This window comes from Aeribacillus composti (assembly GCF_031760945.1).
In the GTDB taxonomy this organism is placed as follows: domain Bacteria; phylum Bacillota; class Bacilli; order Bacillales; family Aeribacillaceae; genus Aeribacillus; species Aeribacillus composti.
In genome coordinates, this window is the sequence record NZ_CP134501.1 from 1,673,522 (window position 1) to 1,688,558 (window position 15,037).

The 15,037-nt window shown below is 38.2% G+C and carries 20 protein-coding genes; 15 read left to right on the plus strand and 5 right to left on the minus strand.

From position 1 onward, the window contains the following. Positions 1–46: 46 nt before the first annotated feature. Positions 47–313: a YpbS family protein gene (locus RI196_RS08150; protein WP_063389664.1), complete on the plus strand. Its 267-nt coding sequence runs from the start codon at positions 47–49 to the stop codon at positions 311–313. 305 nt (positions 314–618) lie between these two features. On the opposite strand, the gene RI196_RS08155 is transcribed toward RI196_RS08150, so the two are convergent. Next, positions 619–786 carry a hypothetical protein gene (locus tag RI196_RS08155; protein WP_157727946.1) on the minus strand — a complete coding sequence of 56 codons (168 nt, stop codon included), beginning with the start codon at positions 784–786 and terminating at the stop codon, positions 619–621. Then, positions 764–1,183, minus strand: a complete 420-nt coding sequence (locus RI196_RS08160) for a reverse transcriptase-like protein (RefSeq protein ID WP_063389665.1) — start codon at positions 1,181–1,183, stop codon at positions 764–766. Before RI196_RS08160 ends, RI196_RS08155 begins: the two co-directional genes overlap by 23 nt. 353 nt (positions 1,184–1,536) lie before the next feature. On the opposite strand from RI196_RS08160, the gene RI196_RS08165 reads away from it, so the two are divergent. After that, a complete protein-coding gene (locus RI196_RS08165) occupies positions 1,537–1,755 on the plus strand; it encodes a zinc-finger domain-containing protein (protein ID WP_157728045.1) in 219 nt (72 codons plus the stop codon). A gap of 70 nt (positions 1,756–1,825) precedes the next feature. Here the strand turns inward: RI196_RS08165 and cspD are convergent, their stop codons facing one another. From cspD to metA, 3 genes are all read right to left on the minus strand, one after another. After that, positions 1,826–2,029, minus strand: coding sequence for a cold-shock protein CspD (cspD, locus tag RI196_RS08170; protein ID WP_063389667.1), 204 nt, complete (start codon positions 2,027–2,029; stop codon positions 1,826–1,828). Between the two features lie 378 nt (positions 2,030–2,407). After that, complete coding sequence (locus RI196_RS08175) at positions 2,408–3,547, minus strand: diglucosyl diacylglycerol synthase (protein WP_063389668.1); 1,140 nt, start codon at positions 3,545–3,547, stop codon at positions 2,408–2,410. A 60-nt stretch (positions 3,548–3,607) separates the two neighbouring features. Further along, positions 3,608–4,516, minus strand: a complete 909-nt coding sequence (metA, locus tag RI196_RS08180) for a homoserine O-acetyltransferase MetA (protein WP_063389669.1) — start codon at positions 4,514–4,516, stop codon at positions 3,608–3,610. A 181-nt stretch (positions 4,517–4,697) separates the two neighbouring features. On the opposite strand from metA, the gene RI196_RS08185 reads away from it, so the two are divergent. The 13 genes from RI196_RS08185 to RI196_RS08245 all read left to right on the plus strand — a co-directional run bounded on the left by RI196_RS08185 (position 4,698) and on the right by RI196_RS08245 (position 15,028). Then, a complete protein-coding gene (locus RI196_RS08185) occupies positions 4,698–5,171 on the plus strand; it encodes a glutathione peroxidase (protein WP_063389670.1) in 474 nt (157 codons plus the stop codon). A gap of 97 nt (positions 5,172–5,268) precedes the next feature. Then, positions 5,269–6,393: a conserved virulence factor C family protein gene (locus tag RI196_RS08190; RefSeq protein ID WP_063389671.1), complete on the plus strand. Its 1,125-nt coding sequence runs from the start codon at positions 5,269–5,271 to the stop codon at positions 6,391–6,393. Between the two features lie 59 nt (positions 6,394–6,452). Next, complete coding sequence (locus RI196_RS08195) at positions 6,453–6,887, plus strand: BrxA/BrxB family bacilliredoxin (RefSeq protein ID WP_063389672.1); 435 nt, start codon at positions 6,453–6,455, stop codon at positions 6,885–6,887. Between the two features lie 373 nt (positions 6,888–7,260). Then, entirely contained in the window at positions 7,261–7,842 is a 582-nt protein-coding gene (locus RI196_RS08200) for a YpjP family protein (RefSeq protein ID WP_066250261.1), read from the plus strand. 15 nt (positions 7,843–7,857) lie between these two features. Then, positions 7,858–8,373, plus strand: a complete 516-nt coding sequence (locus tag RI196_RS08205; protein WP_311067233.1) for a phosphatidylglycerophosphatase A family protein — start codon at positions 7,858–7,860, stop codon at positions 8,371–8,373. Between the two features lie 207 nt (positions 8,374–8,580). Then, positions 8,581–9,375, plus strand: coding sequence for a thymidylate synthase (locus tag RI196_RS08210; RefSeq protein WP_063389675.1), 795 nt, complete (start codon positions 8,581–8,583; stop codon positions 9,373–9,375). Next, positions 9,372–9,866, plus strand: coding sequence for a dihydrofolate reductase (locus RI196_RS08215; protein WP_311067234.1), 495 nt, complete (start codon positions 9,372–9,374; stop codon positions 9,864–9,866). The genes RI196_RS08210 and RI196_RS08215 overlap by 4 nt, the downstream gene beginning before the upstream one ends. Positions 9,867–10,135: 269 nt before the next feature. Continuing rightward, positions 10,136–11,404 (plus strand): threonine ammonia-lyase IlvA, encoded by a 1,269-nt coding sequence (gene ilvA / locus RI196_RS08220; protein WP_063389677.1) that lies wholly within the window; start codon positions 10,136–10,138, stop codon positions 11,402–11,404. A gap of 87 nt (positions 11,405–11,491) precedes the next feature. Continuing rightward, entirely contained in the window at positions 11,492–11,743 is a 252-nt protein-coding gene (locus RI196_RS08225; protein WP_311067235.1) for a DUF2535 family protein, read from the plus strand. Positions 11,744–11,956: 213 nt separating this feature from the next. After that, positions 11,957–12,805: a fatty acid kinase binding subunit FakB gene (fakB, locus tag RI196_RS08230; RefSeq protein ID WP_311067236.1), complete on the plus strand. Its 849-nt coding sequence runs from the start codon at positions 11,957–11,959 to the stop codon at positions 12,803–12,805. Between the two features lie 107 nt (positions 12,806–12,912). Then, the gene (locus RI196_RS08235) at positions 12,913–13,485 is read left to right on the plus strand and encodes an SCO family protein (protein ID WP_094245660.1); all 573 of its coding nucleotides are present in this window, start codon (positions 12,913–12,915) and stop codon (positions 13,483–13,485) included. A 131-nt stretch (positions 13,486–13,616) separates the two neighbouring features. Beyond that, positions 13,617–14,444, plus strand: a complete 828-nt coding sequence (locus RI196_RS08240; RefSeq protein ID WP_311067237.1) for an SGNH/GDSL hydrolase family protein — start codon at positions 13,617–13,619, stop codon at positions 14,442–14,444. Positions 14,445–14,449: 5 nt separating this feature from the next. Next, on the plus strand, positions 14,450–15,028 hold the full coding sequence (locus tag RI196_RS08245; RefSeq protein ID WP_311067238.1) for a YpmS family protein: 579 nt from the start codon (positions 14,450–14,452) through the stop codon (positions 15,026–15,028). Positions 15,029–15,037: the final 9 nt, after the last annotated feature.

The window sequence follows — 15,037 nt, forward strand, 5'->3', positions numbered from 1 at the left end:
CTCTTCCTTTGAAAGTGCTCGAACTTAAAAATTAGGGGGAAAAAAGATGGCAGAAGTACATAAAGAGATAACAAAGCATTCAAACCGCCAGCACGAGATCGTGAAAAGGTTTTTGCATCTAGAAGAAAAACGGGAGCAGGCAATCGATGAAGCTGTAATGCTTTGCGAAAAGGGGCTTCATTTTTCCGTGCAAACGATTAACGAAATTACAAAAGAAATGAATGAGCTGGCCAGAACCACCGGAATCGTTCCGCAGCGAAAATACGTAACGGAAGAAATGGTAAAAGAATATGTAAGTCGGAAGCAAAGCTGAAAGGAACTGGATGACCCAGTTCCTCATAAAATTTATGGAAGAGTCTTTATTTTCTGGATGCTAACAGAACGTGCAAAATGGTTTGTGGAAATGTTTTTTGCCGGGAGAAGCCGCAAAAACAAAGCTCATCCCTCTGATCAAAAAGCGGATGATCTCATGGGGCCCCGCTCTTGATGGAACGCTCATAAACGTTGTTAGTTTATTGTGTTCTAATACATTAAAGGTCACGGTGAATGTTCACAAACGTTGTTAGTTTATCGCGCTAATACATTAAGGTCCCGCTGAACGCTCCGAACGTTGTTAGTTTATTGCGTGCTAATACAATAAAGGGTTCCAATGAAAGACCAGAACGTTGTTAGTTCTTCTTCAATAATATGAGTTAACACATAAAGCCCTCCGAACGATAAAAAATGCTGTTTCCAAATATAAGCAACGCGAAAAAACTTAAAATCAGCCGCTTGTTGTTCCTTCATGATCAATCCCTTTTTGAAGCTGCAATGCTTTTTTGGCTAATTCATCAGCCGTTTTGTTTTGCTTTTCGGGAATCCATTTAATAAAAAACAAATCCAATTGATCGATGAGCTTTAATGCTTCTTGAAGATGGCTGTTATAGCGTTGATTTTTTGCATAACGTTTAAGCACTGCTTGCTCCACTGCCTGTGAATCGGTTCTGAAAGAGACGATCTTATATCCTTTTTCAAGGCAGATCATAAGTCCTTTGACTAATGCAGCAAATTCAGCTTCATGATTATCCATGACGCCAAGGGGGAAAAAATATTTTTCTTGAATGTTCGTTCCTTTTATATAAATACCGGCGCCGGAAAGTCCGGGATTTCCTTTTGCCGCACCATCTATGTAGACTTCTACCAATCAATTTCACTCCCTTAGAGGAATTTTTTTAAAAATGAAGAATATAACATGTCATCAAGATCATGATAAGGATGAAAAAAGCTTAAAATAGATGTGAGGAGCTTTTGATCTTATTAAGTAAAACATCTATTTGACTGCCTTTTTCTTTTCAAAAAAATCGATGTGATTATACCATACAATTCGATCAATGTCTGTAAAAACCCTTTTGAGTGAATCGGTTGCAAGGTTGAACAGAATATGGTATAAAAAATTAGTCTCTTCAATTGAGAATGCGAAAGATACATTTTCGAGAAAGTACAATCTCTTTTTGTGAAACAGCATAATGATAAATAAAAAACAGTGGAGATGGAATGATGAAAGATCGTGCGGCTATATTTGAAAAAGTGACTGAATTAATGGATGAATATTGCGTAAATTGTTTTTTAAAAGCTCATTTTCGAAAAGAATACGGAAAAACATATGCCCATTCATTTTGTATTAATAAATGTACGGTGGGACAGCAAATTAAAGAGCTGGGGAAAAATTTGAGGGGGACACGCAAGCGCGGCGATCGAAAATTCAGTAATAAATAAAAATTCCGAAAATAAAAAATAAAAAGAGGCAAAAGCCTCTTTTTATATTTGAAGATCAAATGATCATCGATTATAATTTTACAACGTTCGCTGCTTGTGGTCCACGATTTCCTTGGACAATTTCAAAAGATACCGCTTGACCTTCTTCTAAGGTTTTGAAACCTTCGCCTTGAATTGCAGTGAAGTGGACAAAAACATCGTCTCCGCCTTCAACTTCAATAAAACCATAACCTTTTTCATTGTTAAACCATTTTACTTTACCATTTTGTTGCATATTTCGATTTCCTCCTAATACTTTCCGCACAAAGCCGTGCTTAAAAAATTTTTTATCATTTAACAGGAATATAATGCAACAAGCAAGGTCTCAAAACCTTAGGCTGCCTATATTCAGCTAAATGATATATCTACTATACACTAACCAATTATTGAAAGTCAAGTTTATTCCAATGATTCGAATTTTTGTCAAAACGCTAAGATGGAAATTGATTGGGAATAAATCAGCTTAATTGCCGGCTACATGACAAGGATGCTTTCACCGTGAAAATCGGTGCTGTTTTCTCGCAAAAAAAAGCATTTTCCAGGTAATACGAGGAAGTTAATACGATAAAGCGACATCATTTTATAAAAAAACGAATGTCTTATTGACACTCGTTTATGAAATATGTTCATGAATATATTTAGACATTCGTTCACTTTCTAACTTTATGTCGTCTAAAATGGTGTCCACAGCGTTTGGATGGTACAGTTGAAAAATATTTTTACGCATCCGTTTTAATTTATCAGGTGAATGCAATAATTTGTTCACCTCATCAATCATATCAGATACATTGTTGACGATGACCGCAGCACCGTGTTTTGCAAAGAATTCCGCGTTTTCTTTTTCCTGCCCAGGAACCGGGTTGTATAAAACGAGAGGAACCGAAAGGGAAGAAGCTTCTGTTAACGTAATTCCTCCGGGTTTTGTAATTAACAAGGAAGCAATTCGAAACAGCTCGTCCACTCTTTCGACGTAACCCAAAACTTTCAATTGATCTCTGCTTGCTTTAGCAAGAGGGGCTAAGCGGTCTTTGAGCGCATGATTGTTTCCGCATACAACAACGGTTTGGACGTTTTCTGAATAGCGCATCGCTTCGCAAATTTCTTTCACATTTTTTAAGACGCCGTGAGCACCTGCCATAATAAGCAAAATATGTTTGTTCTCACTTAATCCATATTTGCGGTACAACGGTTCTATCTCAATATTTTCTTCAAATCGGCTGCGTATAGGAATTCCGGTAACTTTTACGTCTTTTTCGTCGATCCCTAAGCTGAGAAGTTTTTCTTTTACATCTTCACATGCAACATAATATTTATCTATGTTTTGATGCACCCAAATTTTATGTAAACAAAAATCTGTCATGACATTAAAGGTCGGAATCACGTGACCGGTGCGTCTCCGGTATTCGGGTACGACGATCATTGGAAACGTATTGATGATGATATCGGGTTTTTCAGCAGCAATCACTTGTTCGAGTTTTTTTCTGCCCATTGTGTAATAAACATTCATGACTCGTTTATTGTACATTTTATCTACACCATAATAAAACAAACGGTAAAACTGTTTTCCAAACGAAAAGCTCTTTAAATACAGGTATTTTGTGAATTCAGTAATGAGTGGATGAGACTCTTGATATAGATCGCAAACGATGACGTCCATACCCCGTTCCATACATCGCTTTTCCAGCGTCTTTGCCACTTGAATATGCCCGTTTCCGTACTTTGCTGTCAAGATCAAAATTTTCTGCTTATTCATAAACGATTTCATCACCTCAATTTCAGAACGTCGTATTTTAATCCGACCAGGTTGCTATTATTATTCCCAAATATAAGGAGTTTCTTGATATACATAATAGTTAAGCCAGTTGACAAACAGCAAATTCGCATGTGACCGCCAGCGATTGTAAGGCGATTTCGTCGGGTCGTCATTAGGGAAATAATTTTTTGGGATTTCGATGTCAAGTCCTCTCGCCAAATCTCGTTCATATTCATCTCTTAATGTTGTTGCATCATATTCAGGATGTCCGGTTAAAAAAATAAATCTCCCGTCTTTCGAAGAAATAAGACATACACCCGCTTCATCCGAATAAGACAAAATCTCTAAATCTTTTTGTTTTTTCACTTCTTCCACATCGATGTCCGTATGGCGAGAATGGGGAACGTAATAGATTTCATCGAAACCTCTTAACAGCTTGACGGAAGGATCTGATATTTTATGTTCAAAAACGCCGAAGCATTTTTTCGGCAGCATATATTTATCGATGCCGTAATGATAGAATAGGCCTGCTTGAGCACCCCAACAAATATGCAAAGTAGATGTCACATTTTCTTTTGTCCATTCAAAAATGTTCGTCAACTCTTCCCAATAATTAACAGCATTAAAAGGCATTTTTTCAACAGGAGCCCCTGTTACAATCAACCCGTCGAATTTTCGATGCTTGACTTGATCAAACGTTGTATAAAATTGTTCTAAATGCTGCTTTGCCGTTGTTTTTGGCGTATGGGTTTTCGGACGCAAAAACGTGATATTAACTTGAAGTGGAGAATTTCCTAAAAGTCTGAGAAGCTGGGTCTCCGTTTTTTCTTTTTCTGGCATTAAATTTAAAATGGCAATATTTAATGGGCGGATATCCTGAGTGTAAGCCCTTTTTTCATCCATCACGAAAATGTTTTCCTTCTCCAATATTTCTTTTGCCGGCAAATTTGCTGGTATATTAATTGGCATGTATGTGCACCTCCGGAATGTAATCGAAAAACAAAAAAATGAATCATGTGCAGAGCGAAACAGAACATGATCAGACTAAGTTTTGCTAATATTATAGATAGTTTAAAATGATATTTCAATTTTAGATTTGTTATTATTATGACTGTAATGTAAAATCAACGTAAATGGAGGGGGAGGCGTGATGACTGTTTATGACTTTGATGTAAAAACCGCAGATGGGCAAACAATATCACTATTACAGTATAAAGGAAATGTCATGCTCATTGTCAATACTGCAAGTTATTGCGGCTTTACGGAGCAATACAAAGATTTGCAAAATTTATATGAAACATACAAAGAAAAAGGATTTGTCGTACTGGCGTTTCCGTGTAATCAGTTTGGCAATCAGGAGCCGGGAACGGACGAAGAAATCCAAACATTTTGTGAAAATTATGGTGTGACATTTCCCGTCTTTTCAAAAATTGATGTGAGAGGCCCGAATGCCCATCCTTTATTTGTGTATTTGACCGAACAAATTCCAGGCGTGTTTGGAACAAAGATGATTAAATGGAATTTTACAAAATTTTTGATCGACCGCGACGGCAATCCGGTAGAGCGATTTGTTCCGCAAACAAATCCGAAAGACATCGCTCCTTATATCGAAAAGCTTTTGTAAATTCTCCATTATTTCACTGCAAGTGCTTTTGGAAAGAATTTTGCAGACTGGCATGTTAAAATGGAACTAGCTAAGAGGAAGTAGGGAGTGACATCTTGTGAACATTAAGTCGATTGAACCTACCCCAAGCCCTAATACGATGAAAGTAATTCTCGACCAAGAGCTTCCGGCAGGTAAAAGGAACAATTATAAAAAAGAAAATGCTCATGAAGCACCAAAGGAAATCCAATCCATTTTAGCAATTGAAGGGGTGAAAGGGGTTTATCATGTTGCAGATTTTATGGCCATTGAACGAAACAGCAAATATCATTGGCAGGATATTTTATCAGAAGTAAGAAGCATTTTCGGCGAGCAGGTTGAAGATAACAGCCAGGACGCCTATTCTCCTGAAGAAGGATATGGCGAAGTAAAAGTGTTTATTCAAATGTTTCACGGCCTGCCGATGCAAGTAAAGCTGACAGACGGACATGAGGAGCGCCGCTACGGGCTGCCTGAACGCTTCCGAAACATGATCATGGAAGTTCAAAAGCATGCGAACAACGTTGTTTTAGAAAGGGAATGGAAGGAGCATGGCGTCCGCTACGGAGATTTGGATGCAATCGGCCAGGAGGTTGTCGATGAAATATCAGCAGCCTATCCGAATGACAGGCTGGAACGCATAAAAAATAGAATCATTCATCAAAAGGATGAAAAGGAAACGTTTAAGCGATTCAGCTACAAAGTAACGGTTGACATGCTTGATGATCCTGATTGGCAAAAGCGGTTTGCCCATTTGGAGCAAATGGATCCAACGCTTGAAGATTTAGATGTGCTGGAAAAAGCGTTGAATGATGAGAAAGCATCGATACGAAGACTTGCAACGGTCTATTTAGGAATGCTCGAAGATCCGGCTGTCCTTCCTTTGCTCTATAAAGCGTTAAAAGATAAAAGCGTTACTGTTAGAAGAACAGCAGGTGATGCGCTATCCGACATCGGGGACAAAGCGGCTATTCCTGAAATGGCGAAAGCATTGAAGGACAAAAGTAAACTTGTTCGTTGGCGAGCAGCCATGTTTTTGTACGAAGTAGGAGATGAATCTGTTTTAAAGGAACTGAAGGAAGCGGAAGACGATCCAGAATTTGAAGTGAAAATGCAAATAAAAATGGCAATAGAAAGGATCGAAAAAGGAGAAGAAGCAAAAGGATCCGTTTGGAAGCAAATGACCGAAAGCCGGCAAAAGTAGCATATTTCTGTTTCATAAACGAATAATGTTAAATATAGTAAAAATTGGGGGGATTGAAAATGTCAATGGCTTATGAAGAGTATATGCGTCAGCTCGTTCAACCGATGAGAGATGAGTTGACAAATGCCGGATTCCGCGAATTAGTTACACCTGAAGAGGTGGATCAATTTATGGAATCAGCGGAAGGGACAACGCTCGTCTTTGTGAATTCCGTTTGCGGCTGCGCAGCGGGACTTGCAAGACCAGCGGCAACACAAGCTTTAGTAAGAAGCGAAAAAACTCCTGACCATCTCGTAACAGTTTTTGCGGGTCAAGATCGGGAAGCGACGGCAAAAATGAGGGAGTATTTTATCGGTTATGAACCGTCGTCGCCGTCAATGGCTCTTTTAAAAGGAAAAGAAGTTGTCCATTTTATCCCAAGACATGACATTGAAGGCAATACGCTGGAAGGAGTTATGGAAAATCTTCTTCAAGCATTTGAAAAGCATTGCTAATGATATTCAGCTTCTTAAAAGTAAAAGAGCTCATGGTCTTCCATGAGCTTTTAGTCTGTAAGTTCCATTACAATTAAATATGCAAGTGTAATAAAGCTACCTATTATAAACATTGCATCATACATATGTACTTTCCTCCAATCAACTAGAAAAAATTTTGCAGGATGAGTTGAACGGTCATTTTCTGCCGGTTTCCCAAATTGTCGGCTTCCGATCTGCTGCCTCCAACTTCTGATTTTTATTTTACCCTTTTTTCTCGTTTTTTTGAACCCATTTCTTTTCAGTCAAAAAACTCTATCAAATATCTATTTTGATTAAAATATGATAGAATGATAGTATCGTTTGTTCATTTGGCGGAAAGGATGTTGGGAACTTGAAAAATTGGATTCGAAAATCGCTTGTCGTTTTATTTACACTCGCAACATTCGGGCTTGTAGCGCCTCCGTCCGCCTTAACCGTCAATAAACAGGCTCCTGACGCAAACTATGCACCGGAGGCCGAAGAGAAAAAACTATTACTGCATCGTGATTCACAAGATCAGTCAGCAATAGAACAGCCAAACATTGTCGATCAATTTTTGTTTGAAGCGGAAAAACAATCATTTGAAAAATTCGGCAAAAAAATCAGCGGTGTGATAGAAGATGAGTTTCGCAACTTAGTTTTGCCGCAAATGGAAGAAGTGATCAAAACCTTCTTGGCAACGGAGAAGGAAAAATTTGCAGATTTGGCTATATCCCAAAAACCTGCGAATGGAAAAGGAGAAAAAATTTTTCACATTTATGATCGTACGAGCGGAAAAGACTTGATACGATTTCATGTTCGCGTCGATCATCCGCCAAAACAAGGCTATTGGTTTGATTTTCATTACCATACATACCATGACCACTTTCAAACCCATTATGCATTGGGGAAAATTTATTGGGACACAAACACACCTCCAAATTGGATGCAGTAAAGGAAGTGATTGAATATGGCGTATTCACTTGAAAAGCTCCAAAAAAAAGCGATTGAATTGTTGGAAGATCGGGGAGTAACATTAAAAGACATTGGACAAATCGTGTTGGAGCTGCAAAAAAAATACATTCCCGATCTGTCTCTTGAAGAATGCACATACCATGTTGAAAAGATTTTAAGAAAACGAGAAATCATTCATGCTGTCTTGACAGGAATTGCTTTAGACAAGCTTGCGGAACAAAAATTGCTTCCTGAACCGCTTCAGCAAATTATCGAATCAGATGAACCGCTATATGGAATTGATGAAATTTTATCGTTATCGATTGTAAATGTTTATGGGTCAATTGGATTTACGAATTATGGCTATTTAGACAAAGAAAAATTTGGAATCATCAAAGAGCTGAACAATAGCCATGGCGGGAAAGTCAATACATTTTTAGACGATATCGTGGCAGCCATTGCTGCAAGTGCAGCTAGCCGCATTGCTCATAATAACGAAGATGTAAATGATAAGCTGGAAGAGATAAAATAATTTCAGAAAGTGTGCAGCGGGAAATAATTGGCGATTCGCCAATTTTTCCATTTTTAAAGATGGAGATTGCAAAAATAAGCTGCATGAGACGGCTTTTTCGATCCGGATTTTGAAAAAAATTTTTCGTTTGACAAACGGTTTAATAGCAATGAGAGAACGAGCCGATTGTAAACTAAAGTAACATTTCAACTAAAGGATGTGTCATCAATGGAACAATACTTAAATTTATGCAGACATGTGCTTGAGCACGGGGTTAAAAAACAGGATCGGACGGGGACAGGAACCATCAGCACATTTGGATATCAAATGCGTTTTGATTTGGCTAAAGGGTTTCCTCTTGTTACGACGAAAAAAATTCATCTAAAATCGGTCATTTATGAGCTGTTATGGTTTTTAAAAGGTGATACAAACGTAAAATATTTACAAGAACACGGCGTCCGAATTTGGAACGAATGGGCAGATGAGAACGGCGACTTGGGCCCCATTTACGGCTACCAATGGCGTTCGTGGACAGGTGCAGACGGAAATACCATCGACCAAATCTCAAATGTCATTGAACAAATTAAAACGAATCCACATTCACGGCGATTGATTGTAAGTGCTTGGAACGTCGCTGATTTAGATAAAATGGCTCTACCGCCGTGCCATGCGTTTTTCCAATTTTATGTTGCGGAAGGAAAGCTTTCGTGTCAGCTTTATCAACGATCCGCAGACCTTTTTTTAGGTGTGCCGTTCAATATTGCTTCCTATGCGCTTTTAACGATGATGATTGCTCAAGTTTGCGACTTGGAGCCCGGGGAGTTTATCCATACATTCGGCGATGTTCATATTTATAACAACCATATTGAGCAAGTAAAATTGCAGCTGACGAGGGAGCCGCGGCCTCTTCCGACAATGAAATTGAATAAAGAGGTAAAATCCATTTTTGATTTTACTTATGAAGATTTCACGCTGGAAGGGTATGATCCTCATCCTCACATTAAAGGTGAGGTGAGTGTATGATTTCCTTTTTGTTTGCGATGGATGAAAACCGGCTGATCGGAAAGGACAATAAGCTTCCTTGGCATCTTCCGAATGATTTAAAATATTTTAAAGAAACAACGATGAACAAAAAGATCGTCATGGGCCGTAAAACCTTTGAATCGATTGGACGGCCCCTTCCCGGAAGAGAAACGATTGTGTTAACAAAGAATGAAAAGTTTTCTTGCGAAGGCTGTCTCGTTTTTCATTCGATAAATGAATTTTTGCAATTTGCCCAAAACAACAATAAGGAAGAAGAAATGTTTGTAATTGGCGGAGCGAAGATTTTTGAAGCGCTGCTTCCGTTTGCCGATCGGCTCTATGTAACAGAAATTGAGGGGGAGTTTGAAGGCGACACATATTTTCCAAAAATTGATTTTTCTGAATGGAAGCTTATTTCCCAAAAAGATGGAGTAGTTGATGAAAAAAATGTTTATCCGCACCGCTTCCTTGTGTATGAGCGAAATAAATAAGAACGGTCTGAGTCAATTTGAAGTCAAGGAAGCATTGCTTCTTTCGCAGGCTTCTATAGGACATTAAAAAAGGCGCTGCAGCGTCTTTTTTAGTTGTGCCATATCTTGCAAGTAATACATATAAGAATCATATAATTTCACATGTAAAATTGGATTCAATCGGTCAAAAAAGCCGATTTCTAAATAAAAACAATAGATGTAATTTTATTTTTATTTGAATCGTGTTATAATTTAAAAATTAAGAAATTGTTTAAGGGCAGGGATGTACGATGACGAATTTGACAAAAGTTGAAGCATTCGTCCAAGTAGAAGATATATTAAAAGCGCATCAATCATTAAAGGATGTTGTGACACATACTCCATTGGAATTTAACCAAAGATTATCTGAAAAATATGGTTGCCGGGTATACTTGAAAAGGGAAGATTTGCAAGTTGTACGCTCTTTTAAAATAAGAGGAGCTTACAACAAAATGAAACATTTGACTCCTGAGGAAACGAAAAATGGAGTTGTCTGTGCAAGTGCTGGAAATCATGCGCAAGGAGTCGCATTTTCGTGCAGAGCGTTAAAAGTGCATGGAAAAATTTTTATGCCTTCCACAACTCCTAAACAAAAAATATCTCAGGTGGAATTGCACGGAAGAGAGTACATTGAAATTGTGTTGACAGGCGATACATTTGATGATGCGTATAAAAAAGCGCTTGAATGCGCCGAAAAAGAAAACCGTACGTTCATCCATCCGTTTGACGATAAAGATGTCATTGCGGGCCAAGGCACCATTGCTGTTGAAATTTTAAATGACAGCGATGAGCCAATTGATTTTTTGTTTGCTGCTATCGGCGGCGGAGGGTTAATGTCTGGCATCGGCACATACTTTCAAAGCGTATCGCCGGAAACAAAATTAATCGGCACGGAACCTTCCGGAGCACCAGCTATGGCGAAATCACTCGAAAAAGGCGAAGTAGTCGAACTGGATGAGATTGAAAAATTTGTGGATGGAGCGGCGGTCCAGCGGGTAGGAAATCAGACATTTTCCATTTGCCGGACAATTTTGGACGATCTTTTACTTGTGCCGGAAGGAAAAATTTGTACAACTATCTTGAACTTATATAATGAAAATGCAATTGTAGCAGAACCAGCAGGTGCGCTTCCAATCGCAGCGCTTGATTTTTACAAAGATCAAATAAAAGGAAAAAATGTCGTTTGCATTCTTAGCGGAGGCAATAACGATATTGAGCGCATGCAGGAAATTAAGGAGAGATCCTTAATTTATGAAGGCTTGCAGCATTATTTTATCGTTAATTTTCCGCAGCGTGCGGGTGCTTTACGTGAATTTTTAGATGAGGTATTAGGTCCGACGGATGATATCACTCGCTTTGAATACACGAAGAAAAATAATAAAGACAGCGGTCCTGCGCTTGTCGGCATCGAAGTCAAGCATCGGGAAGATTACCGCGGATTAGTCGAAAGAATGAAAAAGAAAGGTTTTCCTTTTACAGAGGTTAACAAGGACAGCAACTTATTCAATTTGTTAATTTAAAATATTTTTGTATATGACAAATTTTTGCAAAATTCGCTCCTATTTTGTTGTATAATAGAAGAAACGGGTAAAAAGAGGATTGATACTTTGCTATTTAAAAGCCTAGAGTTCAAACTTGAAAATGGACAGAAGGTGAAGATTGTTGAAATCCCAGTATTGGAGGAGGATAACTCTTACCGTTTCATGTTAAATATTCATATGCAGCTTTTTATAGCGAACATTTGCAAAGAATCAAAGCCAAAAAGCCTTTATAATTTTCGAAGCTATTTGAAGCATGCTTTAAAGTGGAAAGATTATGAATCAATTTTTCAAGACAACCGATTAAAACATAACGCTTAAAGAAATATCCCTTGCAGATATTTGATTATCGGCAAGGGCTTTTTATTTTTTTAAGCGTTTTGGAGAAGAAGGAGAGATCTGCGAAATTGACCGTTTTTGAATTTTTAAGTTTCAAAATATGTTAGGACGGGTAAAGATTAGAGACTGTTTCTTTTCTTTTGATCAGAAACGTGATAAGGTTGAAATATTATTGTTTGATAGGAAGTGAATGTATTGACACAAAAGGTAAGGATCGTTACCGATTCAACAGCAGATTTAGATAAAAATATTTTGGAGGAATACAATATTGAAGTTGTTCCGTTAACCTATACATTGAATGGTGTATCTTATACGGACGGCATTGATTTTGAACCAGCGGAATTTATTGAAAAAATGATGGAATCAGCAGAAATACCGAAAAGTTCTCAGCCTTCTCCGATCCATTTTAAGGAAGTGTATGATCGCCTTCATGCAGAAGGTTTTCAAGTGCTATCCATTCATATGTCCGGTAAACTGAGCGGAACAGTGCACGCCGCACAGCAGGGGGCAAGCCTGACCGAGGGAGAAGTTACGGTCATAGATTCCAACTATATATCTAGCGCTTTAGGTTTTCAAGTGATTGAAGCGGCAAAAATGGCAAAAAAGGGAGCAATGTTAGACAAAATAATCTCTCATATAGAACAAGTACGAAAAAACACTTTTCTTTATGTATCAGTAGACACTCTCGAGCATTTGGAAAAAGGGGGACGGATTGGAAAGGGAAAGGCTCTATTAGGCTCGTTATTGAATATTAAACCGATTGCTTCTTTACAAGACGGGATCTTTACGCCAATCACAAAAGTTAGAAGCCATTCGCAAGTTGTTAAATTTTTTATGAAGCAATTGATTCAAGATATAAAAGATCGCGATTTGCTGAGGATTGGGGTGGCGCATGCCAATGCATTAGATTTGGCGCTGCGCTTAAAAGAGGAATTGTTGAAGATCACAACCGCCGATAAAATTGATATTTGCACAACGACACCCATCATTTCCATTCATACCGGCAAAGGAGCTTTAGGAGTTTCTTACTATGTGAAGCCATAAGTAAAAGCTAGTTTTTTGAATCTTTTATGAATCATTTTGGAATTTGTTTTCACTTGAATGAAAATTTGATACACTTTCGATGAGAATAGGTGAAAGGTGAATGATCGATGAAGAAGAAAATGTTCATTTCCTGTTTTCTGTTATTGATCTTTTTAACGGCTTGCAGCGGAAATAAAATAAAAGATCCGTTGAATTATAAAGTGGAAAATTTTGAATTTACGGATCAAAACGGACAGCCCTTTGCTTTAGCAGATTTAAAAGGGAAGGTTTGGGTAGCTGATTTTGTTTTTACAAGCTGTGAAACCGTTTGTCCGCCGATGACAGCCCATATGGCTCAATTGCAGGAAAAAGCGGAAAAAGAAGGTGTTGAAGTCGAGTTTGTATCATTCAGCGTTGATCCGGAAGTAGATACACCAGAGAAACTGAAACAATTTGCAAATCAATTTTCCGATTCTCTTGACAACTGGCATTTTTTAACCGGATACAGCCAAGAGACAATTGAAAACTTTGCAAAAAACAGTTTTAAAACGATCGTTCAAAAACCGGAAAGCGATGATCAGGTCATTCATGGAACGAGCTTTTATTTAGTGGATCAAAACGGAGTTGTTTTAAAAAGCTACAACGGTGTTGAAAATACGCCGTATGACGAAATCATCAACGATATAAAAGCTGTTCAATAAAGTTTAAAGTTGGCCTAAAGCGTCTGACAGCAGGGGGAAAGGACCCTCTGTACATGATGCCTTTGGGTCAATTTTAAACTTTTTTTCGTATGATATAATAAAAAGAAAGAGATCGTCACAAGGTGATAGGAATGCTGTCGAAAAAATTTTCTCTTCTTATTATGGCTTTTTTCTTATTAACCGGATGTGTCCAAAAATCCACTGCCTCTCCTTCAAATCAAGCGAAGGCGGAAGAGGAAGAGAGCAAACCGATTGAAACTGAAATCGCTGTCGCGGGGAATGAAAGTAGGTCCAGCTCTTTTCAATTGCAAGGAGATATCAAAATTGTTGCACTTGGCGACTCCCTGACAAAAGGAGTGGGCGACCGAACAAAAGAAGGCTATGTTGGTCTCGTTTCAGATGAATTAGAAAAAAAGGAAGACATTTCATCTGTTTCAACAGTCAATTTTGCAGCGATGGGGCATTCAACGGAAAATTTGTTAAAAAAGCTTGATGAAGATCAAGTAAAAAAGGAATTGGAAGATGCCGATCTCATTTTCATGACGATTGGTGCAAATGATTTAATGAAAGTCGTGCGGGAAAATATTTTTGAATTAACAGTTGAACTTTTTCAAGAAGAACGCCTTCTTTATGAACAACGTTTAAGAGACATTATGAACAAGATCCGGTTGACAAATGAACAGGCAGTGATTGCGTTTATTGGGCTTTATAATCCGTTTGCGTGGAAATTGGCAGAATTTCCGGAAATTGATATGATTATTTCGGAATGGAACGAGCGGACGAAACAAATTTTGCTCGGAGATGGACGTGCGGTATTCGTTTCAATTCAGGATATTTTTCAAGAAGGAGAGGACAAAAACCTCTTATATACAGATGAATTCCATCCGAACGAGAACGGATATGTATTGATTGCGGCAAGGGTTATGGAAACATTGGAAAATGGAACAAAAAAGGATTGAAGTAAATGAATAAATGGAAGCTTGCATTTTTTATCTTGTTGTTTTCCAATTTTTTGATTATTCTCATCTCCTCTGGTCTTCTGCTTATGCCTGGGGAAAAACCACCTCTGAAAAAGGAAGCGGAAGGTAGTAAAAATTTTGCTGTCTTTAAAGTGGAAACAGATAAACAGACAGTAACTAAGGTCATCAATGATTATTTAAAAAAGGAAGCCGTTCATCAGCCTCTCACATACTGGGTTGAAATTACGGATGATATTAAACTGTACGGCAGCCTTCTCGCTTTCGGCCGGGATTTGGACATGGTCATGTCTTTTGAACCGAGTGTACAGCAGGGAAACGTCATTTTAAAGGTGAAAAGCTTATCGGTTGGGAGACTTTCCGTTCCGGTTTCTTATGTGTTGAAATATATTGATTCCCAATACCACTTTCCAAAAGAAGTGCAGATTGATGCAAAAAATCGCCAGATTGTAGTCTTTCTTGATCAGCTTGCATTGGAAAACGGGTCTAAAATTCAAGCTGAAAAAATTGATTTGGAGGAAGGGGTAATTTCAGCAAATTTGTATGTTCCGCTCCCTCTCAAATAAGTAAGCGGG